The 22,686-nt window shown below is 64.0% G+C and carries 21 protein-coding genes; 16 read left to right on the top strand and 5 right to left on the bottom strand.

Annotation, left to right across the window (positions count from 1 at the left end):
- Positions 1–82: 82 nt before the first annotated feature.
- Complete coding sequence (locus QMX85_RS08045) at positions 83–1,777, bottom strand: L-lactate permease (RefSeq protein ID WP_282339660.1); 1,695 nt, start codon at positions 1,775–1,777, stop codon at positions 83–85.
- A gap of 282 nt (positions 1,778–2,059) precedes the next feature.
- Between QMX85_RS08045 and QMX85_RS08040 the strand changes: the two genes are divergently transcribed.
- Positions 2,060–2,824, top strand: a complete 765-nt coding sequence (locus QMX85_RS08040; protein ID WP_282339658.1) for a GntR family transcriptional regulator — start codon at positions 2,060–2,062, stop codon at positions 2,822–2,824.
- A 65-nt stretch (positions 2,825–2,889) separates the two neighbouring features.
- Here QMX85_RS08040 and smpB read toward each other — a convergent pair whose 3' ends face one another.
- Positions 2,890–3,372, bottom strand: coding sequence for an SsrA-binding protein SmpB (smpB, locus tag QMX85_RS08035; protein ID WP_090223652.1), 483 nt, complete (start codon positions 3,370–3,372; stop codon positions 2,890–2,892).
- 117 nt (positions 3,373–3,489) lie between these two features.
- On the opposite strand from smpB, the gene QMX85_RS08030 reads away from it, so the two are divergent.
- Genes QMX85_RS08030 through QMX85_RS08020 form a run of 3 tightly spaced genes read left to right on the top strand, consistent with a single transcriptional unit; the run spans position 3,490 to position 5,646 of the window.
- On the top strand, positions 3,490–4,887 hold the full coding sequence (locus QMX85_RS08030; RefSeq protein ID WP_282339655.1) for a sodium-dependent transporter: 1,398 nt from the start codon (positions 3,490–3,492) through the stop codon (positions 4,885–4,887).
- An 11-nt stretch (positions 4,888–4,898) separates the two neighbouring features.
- Positions 4,899–5,333 carry a type II toxin-antitoxin system RatA family toxin gene (locus tag QMX85_RS08025; RefSeq protein ID WP_282339654.1) on the top strand — a complete coding sequence of 145 codons (435 nt, stop codon included), beginning with the start codon at positions 4,899–4,901 and terminating at the stop codon, positions 5,331–5,333.
- Positions 5,334–5,337: 4 nt separating this feature from the next.
- Positions 5,338–5,646, top strand: a complete 309-nt coding sequence (locus QMX85_RS08020; RefSeq protein WP_282339652.1) for an RnfH family protein — start codon at positions 5,338–5,340, stop codon at positions 5,644–5,646.
- Positions 5,647–5,685: 39 nt separating this feature from the next.
- Here the strand turns inward: QMX85_RS08020 and QMX85_RS08015 are convergent, their stop codons facing one another.
- Positions 5,686–6,207 carry an outer membrane protein assembly factor BamE gene (locus tag QMX85_RS08015; protein WP_090223645.1) on the bottom strand — a complete coding sequence of 174 codons (522 nt, stop codon included), beginning with the start codon at positions 6,205–6,207 and terminating at the stop codon, positions 5,686–5,688.
- A gap of 97 nt (positions 6,208–6,304) precedes the next feature.
- Between QMX85_RS08015 and fur the strand changes: the two genes are divergently transcribed.
- Positions 6,305–6,712: a ferric iron uptake transcriptional regulator gene (gene fur, locus QMX85_RS08010; RefSeq protein WP_090223643.1), complete on the top strand. Its 408-nt coding sequence runs from the start codon at positions 6,305–6,307 to the stop codon at positions 6,710–6,712.
- A 67-nt stretch (positions 6,713–6,779) separates the two neighbouring features.
- On the opposite strand, the gene recN is transcribed toward fur, so the two are convergent.
- A complete protein-coding gene (gene recN / locus QMX85_RS08005) occupies positions 6,780–8,453 on the bottom strand; it encodes a DNA repair protein RecN (RefSeq protein WP_282339646.1) in 1,674 nt (557 codons plus the stop codon).
- Between the two features lie 124 nt (positions 8,454–8,577).
- Here recN and grpE point away from each other — a divergent pair, with 124 nt between their 5' ends.
- The 9 genes from grpE (at position 8,578) to QMX85_RS07960 (ending at position 19,546) form a co-directional block, all read left to right on the top strand.
- Positions 8,578–9,213, top strand: coding sequence for a nucleotide exchange factor GrpE (grpE, locus tag QMX85_RS08000; RefSeq protein WP_282339644.1), 636 nt, complete (start codon positions 8,578–8,580; stop codon positions 9,211–9,213).
- A 97-nt stretch (positions 9,214–9,310) separates the two neighbouring features.
- Positions 9,311–11,224, top strand: a complete 1,914-nt coding sequence (gene dnaK, locus QMX85_RS07995; protein WP_282339643.1) for a molecular chaperone DnaK — start codon at positions 9,311–9,313, stop codon at positions 11,222–11,224.
- A gap of 147 nt (positions 11,225–11,371) precedes the next feature.
- Positions 11,372–12,496, top strand: coding sequence for a molecular chaperone DnaJ (dnaJ, locus tag QMX85_RS07990; RefSeq protein ID WP_090223637.1), 1,125 nt, complete (start codon positions 11,372–11,374; stop codon positions 12,494–12,496).
- A gap of 61 nt (positions 12,497–12,557) precedes the next feature.
- The gene (dapB, locus tag QMX85_RS07985) at positions 12,558–13,364 is read left to right on the top strand and encodes a 4-hydroxy-tetrahydrodipicolinate reductase (RefSeq protein ID WP_282339639.1); all 807 of its coding nucleotides are present in this window, start codon (positions 12,558–12,560) and stop codon (positions 13,362–13,364) included.
- Between the two features lie 235 nt (positions 13,365–13,599).
- Positions 13,600–14,742 (top strand): glutamine-hydrolyzing carbamoyl-phosphate synthase small subunit, encoded by a 1,143-nt coding sequence (gene carA, locus QMX85_RS07980; RefSeq protein WP_282339637.1) that lies wholly within the window; start codon positions 13,600–13,602, stop codon positions 14,740–14,742.
- Positions 14,743–14,755: 13 nt separating this feature from the next.
- Positions 14,756–15,409: a leucine efflux protein LeuE gene (leuE, locus tag QMX85_RS07975; protein ID WP_282339665.1), complete on the top strand. Its 654-nt coding sequence runs from the start codon at positions 14,756–14,758 to the stop codon at positions 15,407–15,409.
- Between the two features lie 21 nt (positions 15,410–15,430).
- On the top strand, positions 15,431–18,652 hold the full coding sequence (gene carB / locus QMX85_RS07970; protein WP_282339635.1) for a carbamoyl-phosphate synthase large subunit: 3,222 nt from the start codon (positions 15,431–15,433) through the stop codon (positions 18,650–18,652).
- Positions 18,649–19,125, top strand: a complete 477-nt coding sequence (gene greA, locus QMX85_RS07965) for a transcription elongation factor GreA (protein WP_090223630.1) — start codon at positions 18,649–18,651, stop codon at positions 19,123–19,125. The genes carB and greA overlap by 4 nt, the downstream gene beginning before the upstream one ends.
- Positions 19,126–19,171: 46 nt before the next feature.
- On the top strand, positions 19,172–19,546 hold the full coding sequence (locus tag QMX85_RS07960) for a DUF4149 domain-containing protein (protein ID WP_312206580.1): 375 nt from the start codon (positions 19,172–19,174) through the stop codon (positions 19,544–19,546).
- 18 nt (positions 19,547–19,564) lie between these two features.
- Here the strand turns inward: QMX85_RS07960 and yhbY are convergent, their stop codons facing one another.
- Positions 19,565–19,876: a ribosome assembly RNA-binding protein YhbY gene (gene yhbY, locus QMX85_RS07955; RefSeq protein ID WP_090223626.1), complete on the bottom strand. Its 312-nt coding sequence runs from the start codon at positions 19,874–19,876 to the stop codon at positions 19,565–19,567.
- A 101-nt stretch (positions 19,877–19,977) separates the two neighbouring features.
- Here yhbY and rlmE point away from each other — a divergent pair, with 101 nt between their 5' ends.
- Entirely contained in the window at positions 19,978–20,601 is a 624-nt protein-coding gene (gene rlmE / locus QMX85_RS07950; protein WP_090223625.1) for a 23S rRNA (uridine(2552)-2'-O)-methyltransferase RlmE, read from the top strand.
- Between the two features lie 162 nt (positions 20,602–20,763).
- Positions 20,764–22,680 (top strand): ATP-dependent zinc metalloprotease FtsH, encoded by a 1,917-nt coding sequence (gene ftsH, locus QMX85_RS07945; RefSeq protein WP_282339631.1) that lies wholly within the window; start codon positions 20,764–20,766, stop codon positions 22,678–22,680.
- Positions 22,681–22,686 lie beyond the last annotated feature (6 nt).

The following is a 22,686-nucleotide window of genomic DNA, read 5'->3' as shown; positions in this document are numbered from 1 at the left end:
CCGATTTTTTGGTGGTCTGGGGGGGTTTAGGGTAAACGGGGTGCCCCCCGGGGGGCGGGGGGGCGAACGGGGTGCCTGGACGTCAGACGCCAACCAGCGGATCGGTGATGCCCAGCAGGTAGATCGCTACTAGACCGATAATGCCGGTGAACAGCACGTAGTACAGGGTCGGCCAGATGGTCTTGCGCAGCGTGGCGCCTTCGCGGCCCAGCAGGCCGACGGTGGCGGATGCCGCGACCACATTGTGGATAGCGACCATGTTGCCGGCGGCGGCGCCTACGGCCTGGATCGCCACGATCATCGCTCCGGAAATGCCCAGGGTGTGCGCGACCCCGAACTGGAATTGGCTGAACATCATGTTGCTAACCGTGTTCGACCCGGCGATGAAGGCGCCCAGGGCGCCGATGCTCGGTGCCAGAAGCGGGTAGATGCTTCCTACGCTGTCGGCCACGAAACGCGCCATGGCAATCGGCATGCTTGGCAAGTCGCTGGCATTCACGCCGGAGTTGATCAGGATGCGCACCATCGGCACGGTGAACAGCAGCACGAAACCGGCGCTGAGCAACACGCTGGACGACTCCTTGATCGCTGCGCCCAGCTCGGCGGCACGCATGCGGTGCAGGACATACGTGATCAGCACCACGGCGACCAGGATCCCACCGGGCAGGAACAGCGGTTCGATGCTGGCGCTTACGCCGGTTTGACCGAGGATGTCCTTGAAAGCAATGGAGACCGATTTCAAGGTCGCACCTACCGCTGGGAAGACGCGGCTGATGACCAGCAGCGCGCCGACCAGCACGTAAGGAACCCAGGCGCGGAAGGCGCTCATCGGGCGCACGGTGAGGTCGTCGAGCTTCATCTCCACGGTGCCCAGCCATTCGGCCGGCCAGTCTTTCGCATCGGCGAAGTCCCAAGTCTGCTTGGGCACCAGGAACTTCATCCGCGCAGCGGTGGTGACGATTGCCAGGCCGATCAGTCCGCCCAGCAGCGACGGGAATTCAGGGCCGAGGAAAATACCGGTGGCAACATAGGGCAGAGTGAAGGCAAGCCCGGCGAACAACGCGAACGGCAGTACCTCGAAGCCGGCCCTCCAGCTTTTTTCCTTGCCGAAGAAGCGCGTCAGCATGATCACCATGACCAGCGGCATCACTGTGCCGACGATGGCATGGGTAATGGCGACGCTGCTGGTGATTTGCTGCAGGTAAGCCGCCCAGCTGGAGCCTTGGGCGGTCAGCTGGGCGCCGATGGTGGCGGTGTCCAGGCCGCTGTTGACGCCGACGATGATCGGCGTGCCGACCGCACCGAAGGAGACCGGCGTGCTTTGCACCAGCATGCCCAGAAGGACCGCGGCCATGGCCGGGAAGCCGATGGCCACGAGCAGCGGCGCCGCGATTGCCGCAGGGGTGCCGAAGCCCGATGCGCCCTCGATGAAGCAGCCGAACAGCCAAGCGATGATGATCGCCTGGATGCGCCGGTCAGGGCTGATGGTGGCGAACCCCCGGCGAATGGCGGTGATGCCGCCGGAGTGCTTGAGGGTATTCAGCAGCAGGATGGCACCGAAGATGATCCACAGCAGGCCGAGGGTGATCACCAGGCCTTGCAGGGTCGAGGCGAGAATCCGGCCGGCGCTCATGTTCCATACGAAGAAACCAATGGCTGCGGTAACCAGATACACCAGCGGCATCGCGGTGCGTGCAGGCCAGCGGAAGCCGATCAGCAGAATCGCCGCGAGAAGGATGGGTAGAAAGGCGAACAGGGCGAGCATTCCAGGTTGCATGATGTTCTCCGGTCAGTGATGCGCTGGGCGCGAAGAAAAGATGCGAGAGGGAGCTACGGCGTTGGCGTGGATGCGGGGCATGAGTACCTCAGATTTTTGTTGGAATTTTCACGCCGCCTGGATAAATTGGTAATACCAATTTACAATGGCGTGGAGTCAGGTTAAAAGCTGACCCCTTTAGCGTCAATCTTCGGGGGTCATACTTTGGTCTAGTGGCTGCGGCGCTGCCGGACCCTAGCCTTAGCGGTGACTGATCGGTCTGCTCATTTCGAGGGTGAATAAATGGAGCTTGGGCAGGTGCGCCTGCGGCGTCTGTCGGATGACATCGTTGCGCAGTTGGAAACCATGATTCTTGAGGGAACGCTCAAGGCGGGTGCCCGTCTGCCTGCCGAGCGGGCACTGGCTGAGCAGTTCGGCGTTTCGCGACCGTCGCTTCGCGAGGCGTTGCAGAAACTCTCGGTGAAGGGGCTGCTATTCAGTCGGCAGGGCGGCGGCACCTACGTTTCCGAATCGATTGGCTCGACCTTCAGTGATCCGCTGATGCATCTGCTGGAAAACAGTCCGGAGGCGCAGCGCGACCTGCTGGAGTTCCGCCATACGCTGGAAGGCTCCTGCGCGTACTACGCGGCCATTCGCGCCACGGAGCTGGATCACCAGCGCCTGTGCGCGGCATTCGAAACGCTGCAGCAGTGCTACCTGCGCAATCCGCAGGTGAGCGTCGAGGAGGGCGCGGCCGACGCCTCCTTCCACTTGGCGATCGCCGAGGCCAGCCACAACGGCATGCTGCTGCACACCATCCGCGCGCTGTTCGACCTGCTCAAGCGCAACGTGGTGACCAACATCGGCGGAATGTACGAACGCCGCAGCGAGACCCGCGACATGCTGATGAAGCAGCACCGCGAGCTGTTCGACGCGATCATCGAGCGACGGGCCGAAGACGCCCGGGATATCTCCAACCGGCACATCCACTACGTTCAGGAAGTGCTCGCCGAAGCCCAGCAGGAAGCCCAGCGCGTGGCGCGGGCGCAGCGTCGTCAGGGCTTGTAGCGGTTAGATGAGGTTCGAGCGGCGCGGGCTGGAAACACGCGGAGCCGTCCGAAGGCGGGCGGCGATTACTCGTCCTTGCCCTTGGTACGCATTGCGCGCTGCACCTCGCGATCGGCGTCGCGCTCCTTCTCGGTGTGGCGCTTGTCGAACTCCTTCTTGCCCTTCGCCAGGGCGATGTCGCACTTGATCAGGTGCTTCTTCCAGTGCAGCGACAGCGCCACGCAGGCGTAGCCCTTCTGCTGCACGGCGCCGAACAGCTTGCCCAGTTCGCGCTTGTGCAGGAGCAGCTTGCGCGTGCGGGTGGGGTCGGCGATGACGTGGGTGCTGGCGGTGGTGAGCGGCGTAATGTGGCAACCCATCAGCCACGCCTCGCCGTCCTTGAGCAGCACGTAGCTGTCGACTAGCTGCGCCTTGCCGGCGCGCAGGCTTTTTACTTCCCAGCCCGCGAGGGCGAGGCCCGCCTCGAAGCGTTGCTCGATGAAAAAGTCGTGCAGCGCCTTCTTGTTCTGCGCGATGGAACCCGGAGATGTTTTCTTTTGCTTGGCCATAGGGGCGGCATTATAGGGAGTCGACAACGGCGCGGCTATGCCGCAGACGCGCGCTTGAGGGGGTTGGATGAAACCCGGACAATGCGCGCTCTTTTTTGACCGGGTGGGCAGCAATCGATGGACAAGGTTTCAGTGCACGGCGGCTGGACCAGTCGCTGGGTGTTCATCCTCGCGGCTACCGGTTCCGCGGTTGGTCTGGGCAGCATCTGGAAATTCCCCTACATGACCGGCGTCTACGGCGGCGGCGCCTTCGTGCTGGTATTCCTCGCCTGCATCGCGCTGATCGGTCTGCCGGTGATGCTCGCCGAAACCCTGATTGGCCGGCGCGCGCGGCAGAGTCCGGCGAATGCGCTGCGCGAGCTGGCGGTCGCCGCTGGGCATACGCCCGTCTGGTCCTGGGCGGCCTTCGCCGGAATGATCACCGCGCTGCTGATCCTGTCGTTCTACAGCGTGGTCGGCGGCTGGTCGCTGGATTACATCCTCGGCGTCGGCCGCGGCGACTTCCAGGGCGCCACCGCCGAGCGTGGCGCGGCGCTGTTCGGCGCGCTGGTGGACGATCCCTGGCGGATGATCCTCTGGCACACGGTGTTCATGGCGTTGTCGGCCTGGGTGATCGCCAAGGGCGTGGTCGCCGGGCTCGAGAAAAGCCTGCGAATCATGATGCCGCTGCTGTTCGTCCTGCTGCTGATCCTGCTCGGCTACAGCATGACCACCGGGCATTTCATGCAGGGCCTGCATTTCATGTTCAATTTCGATACCTCGCGGCTGCTCGAGGGAACGCTGCCCGCCATGGGGCATGCGTTCTTCTCGCTGAGCGTCGGGGTCGGCTCGATCATGATCTACGGCGCCTACATGCCGAAGCACACCTCCATCGGCGCCACCGTCATCGCCGTGGCGTTGATGGATACCTTCGTCTCGCTGCTGGCCGGCGTGGCCCTGTTCCCCATCGTGTTTTCCGCCGGACTGAACCCGGGCGAAGGGCCGGGGCTGATGTTCGTCACCCTGCCGCTGGCATTCGGCAACGTCGGCTTCGGCCAGGTGATGGGCGTGGTGTTCTTCATTCTGGTGCTGATCGCCGCCTGGACCTCGGCGATCTCCATGCTCGAACCGATGGTCGCCTACCTGGTGGAGCGCAGCCGTCGTTCGCGGCTGTGGATCACCAGCGTGCTGGCGTTCGTCTGCTGGTTCGTCGGCCTCGGCACGGTGTTCTCCTTCAATATAGGGAAGCAGGCGAAATTCTTCGTCCGCGAAAACGGCGGCTTCTCGCTTTATCAATGGGGCGCGGCGAGCGGGCTGGACTTCTTCGGCGTGATCGACTTCTTCACCTCGCGGATCATGTTGCCGCTCGGTGGGCTGTGTTTCGTGGTCTTCGCCGGCTGGATCATGGGGCGCGATGCGGTGCGCGACGAGTTGGCGATGCGCAGCCCGCGGCTGTTCGCGCTGGCGTTCCTCCTCATGCGATATGTGGCACCATTCGGCATTCTGGTCGTCTTCACCGCCCAGTTGTGGAACTGAACAGGTAGAAAATGAGTACCCATATTCAACGTTCGGCCTTGCTGCCGTACCCGGCCCAGGCGCTTTACGACCTGGTCAACGACGTGGCGCGCTACCCGGAGTTCCTGCCCTGGTGCTCCGCCAGCACCGTGCTGGATGCCGACGCCGCCTCCATGCGCGCCAGCCTCAGCGTGGCCAAGGCCGGGCTCAGCCAGCAGTTCATCACGCGCAACACGCTGACGCCTGGGCAGAGCATCGTGATGGACCTGGAAGAGGGACCGTTCAGCCAACTGCACGGGGTCTGGCAGTTCAAGGCGCTGACCGACAAGGCCTGCAAGATCAGCCTCGACCTGACCTTCGATTACGCCGGTCCGCTGGTCAAGGCGACGCTCGGCCCGCTGTTCAACCAGGCGGCGAATACGCTTGTCGATGCGTTCTGCCAGCGCGCCAAGCAGCTCTACGGCTGACCCTATGATTCGCGTCGAAGTGGTCTACGCGGAGGCGGGCCGGCAGGTGTTGCTGACGCGCGAGGTGCCGCCGGGAAGCGACGCTAGATCGGTGGTCGTCGCCAGTGGCATGGACGCGGAATTTCCCCGGCTGGACCTGCATGGCAGCCCGCTGGGGATCTTCGGCAAGGTGCTGGCCGATCCGCAGCGACGCGTGCTGGAAGAGGGCGACCGGGTCGAAATCTACCGGGCTCTGGTCGCCGACCCCAAGGAAGTGCGCAAGCAGCGTGCGGAAAAAGCCCGTTTACGCGAACGGGGCGAATCCCAGGCATGAATAAGCCCGGCGAGCCGGGCTTTTTTCTGCACGCCTGATTTACTGCGGCGAGGTTTCCAGCGGCGTGGGCGTCGGTACGGGCACAGACTTGACGTCGTCGACATCGCGCTGGATCTGCTCGAGCAGCGAACCGGGCGCCGGCTTCTCTTCGCTCTTCTGCGGTTGCTGGCTCGGGGCCTGCGGCTGGGTACTGCCATCGGTGCCGAGGATCGCTTCGTCGCGGCTGACGCCCGGCATGAAGTCGCCGTTCAGGCCGACCAGCAGGTCGTTCTGGTCGAAGGTCAGGCTGACGCGCTCCTGCAGGCGCTGACGGCCGCCGGGCTGGATGCTGTACAGATAATCCCAGCGATTGGTGTGGAAGGTGTCGGTGAGCAGCGGGTTGCCCATGATAAACCGCACCTGGCGACGGGTCATTCCAGGCTTCAACTGGTCTATCATGTCCTGAGTTACGACATTGCCCTGCTGGATGTCGATCTTGTAAACGCCGGGGAACGAGCAGCCGGCGAGAGCCAACAGCCCCACTAGGCTAAAGCTGGTAATCAGGAGCTTGGTGTTTTGCATCGGTGGGTTACTTCCACTATCTTGGCTGGGCCACGAAAACCCCGATCATACTTGCATTGGAAGGTGCTGCGAAGCAGCAGCCACGAGAAAGCTGACCATGGTTGAAAATAACGAACTTCGCAAAGTTGGCCTGAAGGTAACCCTTCCGCGGGTCAAGATTCTGCAGATGCTGGACTCGACCGATCAGCGTCACATGAGCGCTGAAGACGTCTACAAGGCACTGATGGAGGCGGGCGAGGACGTCGGCCTGGCCACCGTCTATCGCGTGCTCACCCAGTTCGAGGCGGCCGGTCTGGTCACTCGGCACAACTTCGACGGCGGCCACGCCGTGTTCGAGCTGGCGGACAGCGGCCACCACGATCACATGGTCTGCGTGGATACCGGGGAGGTCATCGAATTCATGGATGCCGAGATCGAGCGGCGGCAGAAGGAAATCGTGCTCGAACACGGTTTCGAGCTGGTCGATCACAACCTGGTGCTCTACGTGCGCACCAACAAGAAGTGATCGATCCGTTGTGAAAAAGGCGACCCGAGGGTCGCCTTTTTCGTGTCTGCGTCATCGTTCCTGATGCTCAGCCGTTCGCCGTTTCGACCATCTTGCGCGCGTGGGCCAGGGATTCCTCCGTAAGGTCGACGCCGCCGAGCATCCGCGCGATCTCTTCCACGCGGCCTGGCGCATCCAGTTTGGCCACCGCGGTGCGGGTTTCGTCGCTGCCGCGCGCCTTGTGCACGAAGAGATGCTGATGACCCTGTGCGGCCACCTGTGGCAGGTGGGTCACGGTGAGTACCTGGCCGCGCTCGCCGAGGCGGCGCAGCAACTGACCGACCACTTCCGCGGTCGGTCCGCCGATACCCACGTCCACTTCGTCGAACACCAGCGTGGGGACCCTCGAGGTCTGTGCGGTGATCACCTGCACCGCCAGGCTGATTCGTGACAGTTCGCCGCCGGATGCCACCTTGGCCAGGCCCTTGAGCGGCTGGCCGGGGTTCGCGCTGACCAGGAACTCGACCTGCTCCAGTCCGGTCGGGTGCGGTTCCGTCGCAGCGATCTCGCGCAGTTCGATGGCGAAGCGTCCGCCGGGCATGCCCAGGCGCTGCATCTCGACTTCGACCGCGCTGGCCAGGCGTGGCGCGCCTTCGTTGCGCAGGCCGCTGAGTTCGGTGGCTTTCTCCTGGTAGTGACGGGCGTAGGAGGCCAGCTCCTGAGCCAGCCGCTCCAGGGCTTCGTCATCGGCATTGAGGGTTTCCAGTTCGTCGAGCAGGCGTTGCTGCAGCGCCGCGAGTTCCGCCGGCTGCACCCGATGCTTGCGGGCCAGGGTGTAGATCGCGTCGAGGCGTTCCTCGAGCGTCTGCAGGCGTGCCGGGTCGGCGTCGAAATGATCGAGGAAGCGATTCAGTTCGCCGACGGCTTCCTCGACCTGAATCTGCGCACTGGACAGCAGTTCGGCGGCCTCGTTGAGCGCGCCGGGCTGGCTGGAGCGGTTGCCCAGGCGCTGCAGGCTGGCGGTGAGGGCGGAGAGCACGTTGCCGGAGTCGCTCTCGGCGCAGAGCTCGATGACGTGGCGGCAGGCGCCGAGGAGGCTTTCGGCGTTGGTCAGGCTTTTATGTTCCTGTTCCAGCTCTTCCAGCTCGTGTTCGCCGAGGGCAAGGTTTTCCAGCTCTTCCATCTGATAGCTGAGCAACTGGTGGCGGGCGCGCTGTTCGTCGCCACTGCTGGAGATGCGCTCGAGCTCCTGGCGGGTCTGGCGCCAGCGCTGGGCTGCGAGCTGAACCTGGCGCGCCAGCTCGCTGGCGCCGACGAATTCGTCGAGCAGGCGGCGGTGGGTGTCGGCCTTCAGCAGCGACTGATGCTCGTGCTGGCTGTGGATGTCGATCAGCAGCTCGCCGAGGCTTTTCAGGTCGGCCTGCGGACAGGGCGCACCGTTGATGTAAGCGCGCGAACGGCCTTCGGCGGTGATCACCCGGCGCAGGATGCACGGGCCATCGTTGTCCAGGTCGCGCTCGGCGAGCCAGGCGCGCGCCTCGGGGATGTCGCCGAGGTCGAAGCTGGCGAGGATGTCCGCCTTGTCGGCGCCCGGCCTGACGGCGCCGCTGTCGGCACGGTCGCCGAGGGTCAGGCCGAGGGCGTCGAGCATGATCGACTTGCCGGCGCCGGTTTCGCCGGTAATCACGCTCATGCCGCGGTCCAGCTCGAGATCGAGGTGTTCGACGATGGCGTAGTTATGAACGGACAGGTGCACCAGCATGATGAATACTCCCGACGTGATGGCTGGGTATTTATACAGTGGTTGTGTGGCGCCTGACAATCCGTTCCGTCGGTTGGGCGGGTTGTCGGCCGGGATGCCGGGTCGGCGCCCTTGAAGCGGGCGAATGCGGCCCCATATAGGCGGACAGAAGCGCCCGGCACGACCGGCGACCGATCAAGAGGAGGAATGCATGGCTGACGAAAATAACCTGGACCCCCAATCCCCGGACACGGGCGCGGACGCGCCGGTAGAGTCTTCGGAGGACCTGGGCGCCCGCGTGCAGGCGCTCGAAGAACAGCTGGCGGCGGCGCAGGACCAGTCCCTGCGCGTCGCTGCCGATCTGCAGAACGTGCGCCGCCGCGCCGAGCAGGACGTGGAGAAGGCGCACAAGTTCGCGCTGGAGAAATTCGCCAGCGACCTGCTGCCGGTCGTCGATAGCCTCGAACGCGGCCTGGAACTGTCCAGCCCCGACGACGAGTCGATCAAGGCCGTGCGTGAAGGCATGGAGCTGACCCTCAAGCTGTTCCACGACACCCTCAAGCGTTATCAACTGGAGGCGGTCGATCCGCACGGCGCGCCGTTCAACCCCGAACACCACCAGGCGATGGCCATGGAAGAAAGCGCCCATGCCGAGCCGGGCAGCGTGCTCAAGGTGTTCCAGAAGGGTTACCTGCTCAATGGGCGCCTGCTGCGCCCGGCGATGGTGGTGGTCAGCAAGGCGCCAAGCGAAGCGCCGCCTTCGATCAACGAGAAGGCTTGAAATCGGCCGGTTGGCCCCCCATCTGTTTAGTCAAGCGAATAGAGCTACCGCGACCCGCTGCGGGGCGCGCTAAAACCAAGTTTCGGAGAGAGAAGACATGGGCAAAATCATCGGTATCGACCTGGGGACCACCAACTCCTGCGTCGCAATTCTGGAAAACGGCAACGTCAAGGTCATCGAGAACGCCGAGGGCGCGCGCACCACGCCGTCGATCATCGCCTACACCAACGACGGCGAGACGCTGGTCGGTCAGTCGGCCAAGCGCCAGGCGGTGACCAACCCGCAAAACACCCTGTACGCGGTGAAGCGCCTGATCGGCCGTCGCTTCGAAGAAGACGTCGTGCAGAAAGACATCCAGATGGTCCCGTACAAGGTCGCCAAGGCCGACAACGGCGACGCCTGGGTCGAAGTGAAGGGCCAGAAGATGGCGCCGCCGCAGATTTCCGCGGAAGTGCTGAAAAAGATGAAGAAGACCGCCGAAGACTACCTCGGCGAGCCGGTCACCGAAGCGGTGATAACCGTTCCGGCCTACTTCAACGACAGCCAGCGCCAGGCCACCAAGGACGCCGGCCGCATCGCCGGCCTCGACGTCAAGCGCATCATCAACGAGCCGACCGCGGCGGCGCTGGCCTATGGCATGGACAAGGCCAAGGGCGACCACACCGTGATCGTCTATGACCTGGGCGGCGGTACCTTCGACGTGTCGGTGATCGAGATCGCCGAAGTCGACGGCGAGCACCAGTTCGAAGTGCTGGCCACCAATGGCGACACCTTCCTCGGTGGCGAGGATTTCGACATCCGCCTGATCGACTACCTCGTCGACGAGTTCAAGAAAGAAACCGGGATGAACCTGAAGGGTGATCCGCTGGCCATGCAGCGCCTGAAAGAGGCAGCCGAGAAGGCCAAGATCGAGTTGTCGTCGAGCTCGCAGACCGACGTCAACCTGCCGTATATCACCGCCGACTCGACCGGTCCGAAGCACCTGAATGTGAAGATCTCCCGTGCCAAGCTGGAGTCGCTGGTCGAGGACCTGGTCGAGCGCACCATCGAGCCGTGCCGCATCGCGTTGAAGGACGCCGGCATCGACGTGGGCAGCATCGACGACGTGATCCTGGTCGGTGGCCAGACCCGCATGCCGCTGGTGCAGAAGCGTGTGGCCGATTTCTTCGGCAAGGAAGCGCGCAAGGACGTCAACCCGGACGAAGCCGTGGCCATGGGTGCCGCCATTCAGGGCGCCGTGCTGGCCGGCGACGTCAAGGACGTGCTGCTGCTCGACGTTTCGCCGCTGACCCTGGGTATCGAAACCATGGGTGGCGTGATGACGGCGCTGATCGAGAAGAACACCACCATCCCGACCAAGAAGTCGCAGGTGTTCTCGACTGCCGACGACAACCAGAGCGCCGTGACCATTCACGTGCTGCAGGGCGAGCGCAAGCAGGCCGCGCAGAACAAGTCGCTCGGTAAGTTCGACCTGGCCGAGATTCCGCCGGCTCCGCGTGGCGTGCCGCAGATCGAAGTGACCTTCGACATCGACGCCAACGGCATCCTGCATGTCGGCGCCAAGGACAAGGCCACCGGCAAGACCCAGTCGATCGTGATCAAGGCCAACTCCGGCCTGTCCGATGACGAGATCGAGAAGATGGTCCGCGACGCCGAGGCGAATGCCGAGGAAGACCGCAAGTTCGAAGAGCTGGCCGGTGCACGCAACCAGGGCGACCAACTGGCGCATGCCACTCGCAAGATGATCGTCGAGGCGGGCGACAAGGTCAGCGCCGACGAGAAAGCCAGCATCGAGAAAGCCATCGGCGACCTCGAAGTGGCGGTGAAAGGCGACGACAAGGCGGAAATCGAAGCGAAGATGACCGCACTGTCCCAGGCTTCCGCTCCGCTGGCGCAGAAAATGTATGCCGAGCAGCCGCAGGCCGGTGAGCCTGCCCAGGACGGGGCCGAGGCGAAGAGCGGCGACGACGTGGTCGACGCCGAGTTCGAAGAGGTCAAGGACAACAAGTAAGCATCGCTTGCTTCGGCTCCACGGCGCGGGGTTCTAGCCTCGCGCGTCCAGACACGCCGCGCGGGAGCTTGCTCCCGCGTTGGCGTATCTGGTGGAGCGACAAGTCTGTTGCGCCAATGAACAGGCTGCTGGAGGAATTTGAGGGTTATGGCTAAACGAGATTATTACGAGATTCTGGGTGTCGAGCGCGGTGTCGGCGAAGCCGAGTTGAAGAAGGCCTATCGGCGTCTGGCAATGAAGCACCACCCCGACCGCAACCCGGACGATAAGGCGGCGGAAGAGAAGTTCAAGGAGGCCAGCGAGGCCTACGAAGTGCTTTCCGATGCCAGCAAGCGCGCGGCCTATGACCAGTACGGCCATGCCGGAGTCGATCCGCAGATGGGCGGTGGTGGCGGCTTCGGCAACAACGCCAGCTTCTCCGACATTTTTGGCGACGTGTTCAGCGACTTCTTCGGCGGTGCCCGCGGCGGTTCGCGCGGTGGCCCGGCGCGGGGCAATGACCTGCGCTACACCCTCGAGCTGGACCTGGAAGAAGCGGTGCGCGGCACCACGGTGACCATCCGCGTGCCGACGCTGGTCAACTGCAAGGTCTGCGAAGGCAGCGGCGCGAAGAAGGGCTCGACGCCAGTCGGTTGCCCGACCTGCGGCGGCATCGGCCAGGTGCGCATGCAGCAGGGCTTCTTTTCCGTGCAGCAGACCTGCCCGCGCTGCCATGGCGCCGGCAAGATCATTCCCGATCCGTGCGAGGCCTGCCATGGGCAGGGGCGCGTAGAGGAGCACAAGACGCTGTCGGTCAAGGTGCCGCCGGGCGTCGATACCGGCGACCGCATTCGCCTGTCCGGCGAAGGCGAGGCCGGCGCGATGGGCGGTCCTGCGGGCGATCTCTACGTGGTGGTCAACGTGCGCGAGCACCCGATCTTCCAGCGTGACGGCAAGCACCTCTATTGCGAGGTGCCGATCAGTTTCGCCGACGCCGCACTCGGTGGCGAGCTGGAAGTGCCGACCCTGGACGGTCGCGTGAAGCTGAAAATTCCGGAAAGCACCCAGACCGGCAAGCTGTTCCGCCTGCGCGGCAAGGGCGTGGCGCCGGTTCGCGGAGGCGGTGCCGGCGACCTGATGTGCAAGGTGCAGGTGGAAACCCCGGTGAACCTGAGCAAGCGCCAGCGCGAACTGCTCGAAGAGTTCCGCGGCAGCCTGCAGAGCGACAGCTCGCACTCGCCCAAGGCCAGTGGCTGGTTCGAAGGCATGAAGCGTTTCTTCGGCGACCTGTAAATCCTCGCGTCGGGTCATGGTGTAAATGCCGCGGGCCGACGCGCTCAGCTGGAGCTGATGTATGCGACGTATTGCAGTAATGGGCGCCGCCGGGCGCATGGGCAAGATCCTCATCGAGGCCGTGCAGCAGACCGCGGGCGCCGCCGGGCTGACCGCGGCTGTGGATCGCCCCGACAGCACCCTGGTCGGCGCCGACGCCGGTGAGCTGGCCGGCATCGGCCGCATTGGCGTGCCGCTGTCCGGCGACCTGAGCCGGGTCGTCGACGAGTTCGACGTGCTGATCGACTTCACTCACCCGTCGGTGACGCTGAAGAATCTGGAAGTCTGCCGGCGTGCCAGCAAGGCCATGGTCATTGGCACCACCGGGCTGAGCCAGGAAGAGAAAGAGCAACTGGTCGCGGCGGCGAAGGACGTACCGCTGGTGTTCGCCGCCAACTTCAGCGTCGGCGTGAACCTCTGCCTGAAGCTGCTCGACACCGCCGCGCGGGTGCTGGGCGACGAGGTGGACATCGAGATCGTCGAGGCGCACCACCGGCACAAGGTCGATGCGCCTTCGGGCACCGCCTTGCGCATGGGTGAAGTGGTCGCAGAGGCGCTCGGTCGCGATCTGCGCGAAGTGGCGGTGTACGGCCGCGAAGGGCAGACCGGCGCACGCGATCGGCAGACCATCGGCTTCGCCACGGTGCGCGCGGGCGACATCGTCGGCGACCACACCGTGCTGTTCGCGGCGGACGGTGAGCGCGTCGAGATCACCCACAAGGCGTCCAGTCGGATGACCTTCGCCAAGGGCGCGGTGCGTGCGGCGCTGTGGCTCGAAGGACGTGAAGCGGGGCTTTATGACATGCAGGATGTGCTCGGCCTGGCCTGAGCGGCGTCTACGCCCAGGCCCGCCAGGCGCCGCGTTTTTCGCCCTGGCCTGGAGCTCTTCCCGGGTTTCGGCTGGACCGGGAAAGGCTTTTTCTGTAAGCTGCCCGCTTTAGTGTGCCCACTAAAAGTTACGCAGATGGCTATTAACAAAAAAGCGGGATGACCTTCACACGTCATCCCGCTTTTTTACAACCTGCGTTTTGCTCCAGCCCTGATCTACCGGAGGTCTTCTGACTATGCCTGCCCCTAAACCTGCCATTCTGGCCCTCGCCGACGGCAGCATTTTTCGCGGCGAATCCATTGGCGCCAACGGGCAAACCGTCGGCGAAGTGGTGTTCAACACCGCCATGACCGGCTATCAGGAAATCCTCACCGATCCATCCTACGCCCAGCAGATCGTCACCCTGACCTATCCGCACATCGGCAACACCGGCACCACGCCGCAGGACGCCGAATCGGGTCAGGTCTGGGCCGCTGGTCTGGTGATTCGCGACCTGCCGCTGCTGGCCAGCAACTGGCGCAACAAGCAGTCGCTACCGCACTACCTCGAAGCCAACGGCACCGTGGCGATCGCCGGTATCGATACCCGTCGCCTGACCCGCATCCTGCGTGAGAAAGGCGCGCAGAACGGCTGCATCCTCGCCGGCGAAGACGCCACCGAAGAGCGCGCCCTCGAGCTGGCACGCAGCTTCCCCGGCCTCAAGGGCATGGACCTGGCGAAGGAAGTGTCGGCCAAGCAGCGTTACGAATGGCGTTCCAGCGTGTGGAGCCTGGGCACTGACGACCACGCCGAGATTCCCGCCAGCGAGTTGCCTTACCACGTGGTCGCCTATGATTTCGGGGTGAAGACCAACATCCTGCGCATGCTGGTGGCGCGTGGCTGCCGGATCACCGTGCTGCCGGCGCAAACGCCCGCCAGCGAAGCCCTGGCGCTGGACCCGGACGGCGTGTTCCTGGCCAACGGCCCGGGCGATCCCGAGCCGTGTGATTACGCGATCTCGGCCATCCAGGAAGTCCTGCAGACCGAAATCCCGGTGTTCGGCATCTGCCTGGGTCACCAACTGCTGGCGCTGGCCTCCGGCGCGAAGACCGTGAAGATGCCCAACGGCCACCACGGCGCCAACCATCCGGTGCAGGATCTGAAGACCGGCGTGGTGATGATCACCAGCCAGAACCACGGTTTCGCGGTGGACGAGGCGAGCCTGCCGGCCAACGTGCGGGCGACCCACAAGTCGCTGTTCGACGGCACCCTGCAGGGCATCGAGCGTACCGACAAGGTCGCCTTCAGCTTCCAGGGTCACCCGGAAGCGAGCCCCGGCCCGCATGACGTGGCGCCGCTGTTCGACCGTTTCATCGCGGCCATGGCCGAGCGCCGCTGAGGTAGACGAGATGCTGCCAAGCCTGGGAATCACCGACCTCTGGACCTACGTGCTGGGTGCGTTGTTCGTCGTCCTGCTGCCGGGGCCGAACTCGCTGTTCGTGCTCGCCACCTCGGCGCAGCATGGCGTGGCGCGCGGCTACAGGGCGGCCAGCGCGGTGTTCCTCGGTGACGCGATCCTGATGCTGCTCTCGGCGCTGGGTATCGCCTCGCTGCTGAAGACCGTGCCGATGCTGTTCGTGGTGCTCAAGTACCTGGGCGCGGCCTATCTGTTCTATCTCGGCATCGGCATGCTGCGCGGCGCCTGGCGCAAGCTGCATGCGCCGGAAGTGCCGTCGCAGGCGCTGGAGCGCCATGAGCCGGTGAACAACCCGTTCGGTCGTGCGCTGTTCCTCAGCCTGTCCAACCCGAAGGCGATCCTGTTTTTCATCTCCTTCTTCATCCAGTTCGTCGACCCGGCCTATGCCTACCCCGGTCTGTCGTTCCTGGTGCTGGGAACCATCCTCGAAGCGATCAGCTTCCTGTACCTGAGTTTCCTGATTTTTTGCGGTGTGCGTCTGGCCGAGTGGTTCCGCCAGCGCCAACGCCTGTCTGCCGGAGCCACCTCCGGCGTGGGCGCCATGTTCGTCGGTTTCGGCATCAAGCTGGCCGGCGCAACCCTGACCTGATTTGTAGAGCACGAGAGTCCCATGCCCAAGCGTACAGACATCAAAAGCATCCTGATCCTCGGCGCCGGCCCCATCGTCATCGGCCAGGCCTGCGAGTTCGACTACTCCGGCGCGCAGGCGTGCAAGGCGCTGAAGGAAGAGGGTTTCCGCGTCATCCTGGTGAACTCCAACCCGGCCACCATCATGACCGACCCGGCCATGGCCGACGCCACCTACATCGAGCCGATCAAGTGGGCCACCGTGGCCAAGATCATCGAGAAGGAGCGCCCCGACGCGCTGCTGCCGACGATGGGTGGCCAGACCGCGCTGAACTGCGCGCTCGACCTGGAAAAACACGGCGTCCTGGAAAAGTTCGGCGTCGAGATGATCGGTGCCAACGCCGACACCATCGACAAGGCCGAAGACCGCTCGCGCTTCGACAAGGCGATGAAGGACATCGGCCTGGCCTGTCCGGTTTCCGGCATCGCCCACAACATGGAAGAAGCCTACGGCGTCCTCGACAAGGTCGGCTTCCCGTGCATCATCCGGCCGTCCTTCACCATGGGCGGCACCGGTGGCGGCATTGCCTACAACCGCGAGGAGTTCGAGGAAATCTGCGCCCGCGGCCTCGACCTGTCGCCGACTTCCGAACTGTTGATCGACGAATCGCTGATCGGCTGGAAGGAGTACGAGATGGAGGTGGTCCGCGACAAGAAGGATAACTGCATCATCGTCTGCTCCATCGAGAACTTCGACCCGATGGGCGTGCACACCGGCGACTCGATCACCGTGGCGCCGGCGCAGACCCTGACTGACAAGGAATACCAGATCCTGCGCAACGCCTCCCTGGCGGTGCTGCGCGAGATCGGCGTGGAAACCGGCGGCTCCAACGTGCAGTTCGGCATCTGCCCGGACACCGGCCGCATGGTCGTCATCGAGATGAACCCGCGCGTGTCGCGCTCCTCGGCGCTGGCTTCCAAGGCCACCGGTTTCCCGATCGCCAAGATCGCCGCCAAGCTGGCCGTGGGTTATACCCTCGACGAGTTGCAGAACGACATCACCGGCGGTCGCACCCCGGCTTCGTTCGAGCCGGCCATCGATTACGTCGTCACCAAGATCCCGCGTTTCGCCTTCGAGAAATTCCCCAAGGCCGACGCCCGCCTGACCACCCAGATGAAATCCGTTGGTGAAGTCATGGCCATCGGCCGCACCTTCCAGGAGTCCATGCACAAGGCGCTGCGCGGCCTCGAGGTCGGTGCCGCCGGCTTCGATCCGAAGCTCGACCTGAGCAATCCGGAAGCCGACAGTATCCTCAAGCGCGAACTGACCGTGCCCAGCGCCGACCGCGTCTGGTACCTCGCCGATGCCTTCCGCGCCGGCTACTCGATGGAGAAGATCTTCGGCCTGACCAAGATCGATCCCTGGTTCCTCGTGCAGATCGAGGACCTGGTCAAGGAGGAGGAGAAGGTCAAGACCCTCGGCCTTTCCAGCATCGACTACGAGCTGATGCGCCGGCTCAAGCGCAAGGGCTTCTCCGACGCCCGCCTGGCCAAGCTGCTGGGCGTCACCGAGAAGAACCTGCGCAGCCACCGTCACAAGCTGAAGGTGCTGCCGGTGTACAAGCGCGTCGATACCTGCGCCGCCGAGTTCGCCACCGATACCGCCTACCTCTACTCGACCTACGAGGAAGAGTGCGAGGCCAATCCGTCGACCCGCGACAAGATCATGGTCATCGGCGGCGGGCCGAACCGTATCGGCCAGGGCATCGAGTTCGACTACTGCTGCGTGCACGCGGCGCTGGCGATGCGTGAAGACGGCTACGAGACCATCATGGTCAACTGCAACCCGGAGACCGTTTCCACCGACTACGACACCTCGGACCGCCTGTACTTCGAGCCGGTGACCCTGGAGGACGTGCTGGAAATCGTCCGCGTCGAGCAGCCGAAAGGCGTGATCGTTCAGTACGGCGGGCAGACTCCGCTGAAGATCTGCCGCGCGCTGGAAGAAGCCGGCGTGCCGATCATCGGCACCAGCCCGGACGCCATCGACCGCGCCGAAGACCGCGAGCGCTTCCAGCAGATGGTCGAGCGCCTGAACCTGCGCCAGCCGCCGAACGCCACCGCGCGCAGCGAAGACGAGGCGATCGCCGCGTCCAAGCGCATCGGTTACCCGCTGGTGGTGCGCCCGTCCTACGTGCTGGGGGGCCGCGCGATGGAGATCGTCTACGAAGAGGATGAGCTCAAGCGCTACATGCGTGAGGCGGTGCAGGTGTCCAACGACAGCCCGGTGCTGCTCGACCACTTCCTCAACTGCGCCATCGAGGTCGACATCGACGCCGTATGCGACGGCGAAGATGTGGTGATCGGTGCGATCATGCAGCACATCGAGCAGGCCGGCGTTCACTCCGGCGACTCGGCGTGCTCGCTGCCGCCGTACTCGCTGCCGATGGCGATCCAGGACGAGATCCGCAGCCAGGTCAAGAAGATGGCGCTGGAGCTCGGCGTGATCGGCCTGATGAACGTGCAGATAGCCGTCCAGGGCGAAGATATCTACGTGCTCGAAGTGAACCCGCGTGCCTCGCGCACCGTGCCGTTCGTGTCCAAGTGCATCGGCACCTCGCTGGCGAAGATCGCCGCGCGGGTCATGGCCGGCAAGTCGCTCAAGGAAATCGGCTTCACCACCGAGATCATCCCGCCGTTCTTCAGCGTCAAGGAAGCGGTGTTCCCCTTCGCAAAGTTCCCCGGCGTGGACCCGATCCTCGGCCCCGAGATGAAATCCACTGGCGAAGTGATGGGTGTCGGCGACAGCTTCGCCGAGGCCTTCGCCAAGGCCCAGCTGGGCGCCAGCGAAATCCTGCCGAACGCCGGCTGCGCCTTCATCAGCGTGCGTGACGACGACAAACCGTTCGTCGAGCAGGTTGCCCGCGACCTGGTCGGTCTTGGCTTCGAAGTGGTCGCCACCGCCGGCACGGCGCGTATCATCGAGGCCGCCGGCCTGCCGGTGCGGCGCGTCAACAAGGTGACCGAGGGCCGTCCTCACGTGGTCGACATGATCAAGAACGACGAAGTCACCCTGATCATCAACACCACCGAGGGTCGCCAATCCATCGCCGACTCCTATTCCATCCGTCGTAACGCCCTGCAGCACAAGATCTGCATCACCACCACCATCGCCGGTGGCCAGGCGATCTGTGAAGCGCTCAAATTCGGTCCGGAAAAGACCGTGCGCCGTCTGCAGGACCTTCACGCAGGAATCAACGCATGACCAAGTACCCCATGACCGTGCAGGGCGCTCGCGCCCTGGAAGAAGAACTCGCCCACCTGACCAAGGTCGTCCGTCCGAAGCTGAGCCAGGACATCGGCACCGCTCGCGAGCTGGGTGACCTCAAGGAAAACGCCGAATACCACGCCGCCCGCGAGCAACAGGGCATGGTCGAGGCGCGCATCCGCGACATCGAAGGCCGCCTGCAGAACTCGGTGGTGATCGATGTGACGACCATCGAGCACACCGGCAAGGTGATCTTCGGCAGCACCGTGGAGATCGCCAATGTCGAGACCGACGAGAGCGTCACCTACCAGATCGTCGGCGAGGACGAGGCCGACGTGAAGCAGGGCAAGCTGTCGGTCAGTTCACCGATAGCCCGGGCGCTGATCGGCAAGCTGGAAGGCGACGCCGTGGGCGTGAAGACGCCCAGCGGTCTGGTCGAGTACGAGATCGTCGAGGTTCGCCATATCTGACCTGCGCCTGCGCCTGCGCCTGCGGGCCGGCGCCGCCGCCTGGCGGTTGGCGCAGACCTTCTGGGTCGGCGGCCTGTGGCTGCTGCACTTCGTGATGGTGCCCGCGCTGCAGCGAATCGGTCTGGCGCCCTTGCTGGTCGAGGAGGTTGGCGCCGGGCTGCGTGCACTGCTGGTAGCCTTCGCGGCGTTCTGCGTGGTGCTGCAGGGCTTGATCCTGGCGCAGGCCGAGGGTTTCCCGAGCCTGTGGCAGCAAACGCGCGGTCGGCTGCTGCTGGGTATCCTGCTGATCTCGGCAACCTACCCGCTGCTGCGCGCAGGCTTGCCCGGCGCGGAGTTCGCCCCGCGCTTCGTCTACCTGCTGTTGGGTTTTTGCGGTGCGCTGCTGGTGTTGCAGCCGGTGCCGGGCCAGCCGCGGAGCTGAAGGCTCCGCCTGGCGGTGTCAGGCCTGGTGGCGGTGCAGGTTGGAGAGGTTCTTGTTCGGCTGCGGGTTCTTGCGATAGATGAGCGCCATCTTGCCGATCATCTGCACCAGCTGGGCCCGGCCGCTCTTGCACACCGCTTCGATCAGGGCGATACGTTCTTCGCGTTCGGTGATGCGGAACTGCACCTTGATCAGCTCGTGATCGTTCAACGCGCGGTCGAGCTCGGCGGCGACGCCTTCGCTGAGGCCGTTCTCGGCGACGATCAATACCGGTTTCAGGTGGTGGCCGATAGATTTGTATTGCTTCTTCTGCTCTTGAGTGAGCGCCATAATCCGACCCCTGTTCGATTCGTTTTGCAAAAAAGTGGCGTAGTTTACCCGAGCGATTCGGGCCGCGCTCAGCCAATCACATTCGTTACCCGAGGTGCCTCGTGGCCCGTTCCAAGACTAGCCCTCGTTGGCTGAAAGAACATTTCGACGACCCCTACGTGAAGATGGCGCAGAAGGACGGCTACCGTTCGCGCGCCAGCTACAAGCTGCTGGAAATCCAGGAGAAGGACCGCATCCTGCGTCCCGGTATCACCGTCGTCGATCTCGGCGCGGCGCCCGGAGGGTGGTCGCAGGTCACCAGTCGGGTCATTGGCGACCGTGGACGGTTAATCGCCTCCGACATCCTGGAGATGGATAGCATCCCCGACGTGACCTTCATTCAGGGTGACTTCACCGACGATGCGGTGTTCGCTCGTATCCTCGAAGCCATCGGCGAAAACCCGGTGGACCTTGTGATTTCCGACATGGCCCCCAATATGAGTGGAGTGAGAGCTTCTGATCAGCCGCGCGCCATGTATCTGTGCGAGCTGGCACTGGATCTCGCCGGCCGGGTATTGCGTCCGGGTGGCGATTTCCTGATCAAGATTTTCCAGGGTGAAGGTTTCGATCTTTACCACAAGCAGGTTCGCGAGCAGTTCGACAAGGTGCAGATGCGCAAGCCGCTGTCCTCTCGCGATCGCTCCCGTGAGCAGTACCTGCTGGCCCGCGGTTTCCGCGGAGAGTGATTGCACTAAAGCGCTTTTCTGGCAGTCTCAACGATATAAAGGGTTACAGACACCTCCCGCCCGGGGTGGGGTTGTATAGTAAGTTAGGCGGGTTACCAACCAGCCGTCATGCGGGTACGAGGTCGAATTGGCCTGCTCCAGAGGGTTAGAGAATTGAACGACATGGCAAAGAATCTGATTCTGTGGTTGATCATCGCGGCCGTCCTGGTGACCGTGATGAACAACTTCTCCAGCCCCACCGAGCCGCAGACGCTGAACTACTCGGACTTCATCGGGCAGGTCAAGGACGGCAAGGTCGAGCGCGTCACCGTGGATGGCTACGTCATCACCGGCAAGCGTGCCGACGGCGATACCTTCAAGACCATCCGCCCGGCGATCCAGGACGGCGGTCTGATCGGTGACCTGATCGACAACAACGTGGTCATCGAAGGCAAGCAGCCCGAGCAGCAGAGCATTTGGACTCAACTGCTGGTGGCGAGCTTCCCGATCCTGGTGATCATCGCGGTGTTCATGTTCTTCATGCGCCAGATGCAGGGCGGCGCCGGCGGCAAGGGTGGGCCGATGAGCTTCGGCAAGTCCAAGGCGCGCCTGCTCTCCGAGGACCAGGTGAAAACCACCTTCGCCGACGTCGCCGGGTGCGACGAGGCCAAGGAGGAGGTCAGCGAGCTGGTCGAGTTCCTGCGCGATCCGGGCAAGTTCCAGCGCCTGGGCGGGCGTATTCCGCGCGGCGTGCTGATGGTCGGCTCGCCGGGTACCGGCAAGACGCTGCTGGCCAAAGCCGTTGCCGGCGAGGCCAAGGTGCCGTTCTTCACCATTTCCGGTTCCGACTTCGTCGAGATGTTCGTCGGCGTGGGTGCATCCCGCGTTCGTGACATGTTCGACCAGGCGAAGAAACACGCGCCCTGCATCATCTTCATCGACGAGATCGATGCCGTCGGCCGCCACCGTGGCGCCGGCATGGGCGGCGGTCACGACGAGCGCGAGCAAACCCTCAACCAGTTGCTGGTTGAGATGGACGGCTTCGAGATGAACGACGGCATTATCGTCATCGCCGCGACCAACCGTCCCGACGTACTCGACCCCGCGCTGCTGCGTCCGGGCCGTTTCGACCGCCAGGTGGTGGTCGGCCTGCCGGACATCCGTGGCCGCGAGCAGATCCTCAACGTGCACATGCGCAAGGTGCCGATGGGCGAGAACGTCAAGGCAGCGGTCATCGCGCGCGGTACGCCGGGCTTCTCCGGCGCCGATCTGGCCAACCTGGTCAACGAGGCGTCGCTGTTCGCCGCGCGCTCCGGCAAGCGTGTCGTCGACATGAAGGAATTCGAGCTGGCCAAAGACAAGATCATGATGGGGGCCGAGCGCAAGACCATGGTCATGTCGGACAAGGAAAAGCTCAATACGGCCTACCACGAAGCCGGCCATGCCATCGTAGGGCGCCTGGTTCCCGAGCATGATCCGGTCTACAAGGTCTCGATCATCCCGCGTGGCCGCGCTCTGGGCGTGACCATGTTCCTCCCCGAGGAAGACCGCTACAGTCTGTCCAAGCGTGCGCTGATCGGCCAGATCTGCTCGCTGTTCGGCGGCCGTATCGCCGAAGAGATGACGCTGGGCTTCGACGGCGTCACCACCGGTGCCTCGAACGACATCATGCGCGCCACCCAGTTGGCGAAGAACATGGTCACCAAGTGGGGCCTGTCCGAGAAGCTCGGCCCGCTGATGTATGCCGAGGACGAGAACGAGGGTTACCTCGGTCGTGGCGGCAGCAGCCAGAACGCCAGCATGTCAGCGGATACCGCCAAGCTGATCGATCTGGAAATCCGCAGCATCATCGACACCTGCTACGGCACCGCCAAGCAGCTTCTGGTGGAGAACCGCGACAAGCTCGATCGCATGGCCGAAGCGCTGATGAAGTACGAAACCATCGATGCCGACCAGATCGACGACATCATGGCCGGTCGTATACCGCGCGAGCCGCGTGACTGGCAGGACGGTACGGGCGGCGCCTCGGGTCCGACCGTGACACGCCCTGAGGGTGATCGCCCGGAAACCCCGATCGGTGGTCCGGCCGGCGAACACTAAGGCAGT

Source organism: Pseudomonas sp. PS02288 (assembly GCF_029959715.1).
GTDB lineage: Bacteria > Pseudomonadota > Gammaproteobacteria > Pseudomonadales > Pseudomonadaceae > Pseudomonas_O > Pseudomonas_O kuykendallii.
The sequence above is the reverse complement of the archived record's forward strand: the minus strand, read 5'-3'. Positions and strand labels throughout refer to the sequence as shown.

Bases quoted from the DNA above. Each gene is read 5' to 3' on its own strand.
- QMX85_RS08045 (WP_282339660.1), bottom strand. From the start codon at position 1,777: ATGCAACCTGGAATGCTCGCCCTGTTCGCCTTTCTACCCATCCTTCTC.
- QMX85_RS08040 (WP_282339658.1), top strand. From the start codon at position 2,060: ATGGAGCTTGGGCAGGTGCGCCTGCGGCGTCTGTCGGATGACATCGTT.
- smpB (WP_090223652.1), bottom strand. From the start codon at position 3,372: ATGGCCAAGCAAAAGAAAACATCTCCGGGTTCCATCGCGCAGAACAAG.
- QMX85_RS08030 (WP_282339655.1), top strand. From the start codon at position 3,490: ATGGACAAGGTTTCAGTGCACGGCGGCTGGACCAGTCGCTGGGTGTTC.
- QMX85_RS08025 (WP_282339654.1), top strand. From the start codon at position 4,899: ATGAGTACCCATATTCAACGTTCGGCCTTGCTGCCGTACCCGGCCCAG.
- QMX85_RS08020 (WP_282339652.1), top strand. From the start codon at position 5,338: ATGATTCGCGTCGAAGTGGTCTACGCGGAGGCGGGCCGGCAGGTGTTG.
- QMX85_RS08015 (WP_090223645.1), bottom strand. From the start codon at position 6,207: ATGCAAAACACCAAGCTCCTGATTACCAGCTTTAGCCTAGTGGGGCTG.
- fur (WP_090223643.1), top strand. From the start codon at position 6,305: ATGGTTGAAAATAACGAACTTCGCAAAGTTGGCCTGAAGGTAACCCTT.
- recN (WP_282339646.1), bottom strand. From the start codon at position 8,453: ATGCTGGTGCACCTGTCCGTTCATAACTACGCCATCGTCGAACACCTC.
- grpE (WP_282339644.1), top strand. From the start codon at position 8,578: ATGCGGCCCCATATAGGCGGACAGAAGCGCCCGGCACGACCGGCGACC.
- dnaK (WP_282339643.1), top strand. From the start codon at position 9,311: ATGGGCAAAATCATCGGTATCGACCTGGGGACCACCAACTCCTGCGTC.
- dnaJ (WP_090223637.1), top strand. From the start codon at position 11,372: ATGGCTAAACGAGATTATTACGAGATTCTGGGTGTCGAGCGCGGTGTC.
- dapB (WP_282339639.1), top strand. From the start codon at position 12,558: ATGCGACGTATTGCAGTAATGGGCGCCGCCGGGCGCATGGGCAAGATC.
- carA (WP_282339637.1), top strand. From the start codon at position 13,600: ATGCCTGCCCCTAAACCTGCCATTCTGGCCCTCGCCGACGGCAGCATT.
- carB (WP_282339635.1), top strand. From the start codon at position 15,431: ATGCCCAAGCGTACAGACATCAAAAGCATCCTGATCCTCGGCGCCGGC.
- greA (WP_090223630.1), top strand. From the start codon at position 18,649: ATGACCAAGTACCCCATGACCGTGCAGGGCGCTCGCGCCCTGGAAGAA.
- yhbY (WP_090223626.1), bottom strand. From the start codon at position 19,876: ATGGCGCTCACTCAAGAGCAGAAGAAGCAATACAAATCTATCGGCCAC.
- ftsH (WP_282339631.1), top strand. From the start codon at position 20,764: ATGGCAAAGAATCTGATTCTGTGGTTGATCATCGCGGCCGTCCTGGTG.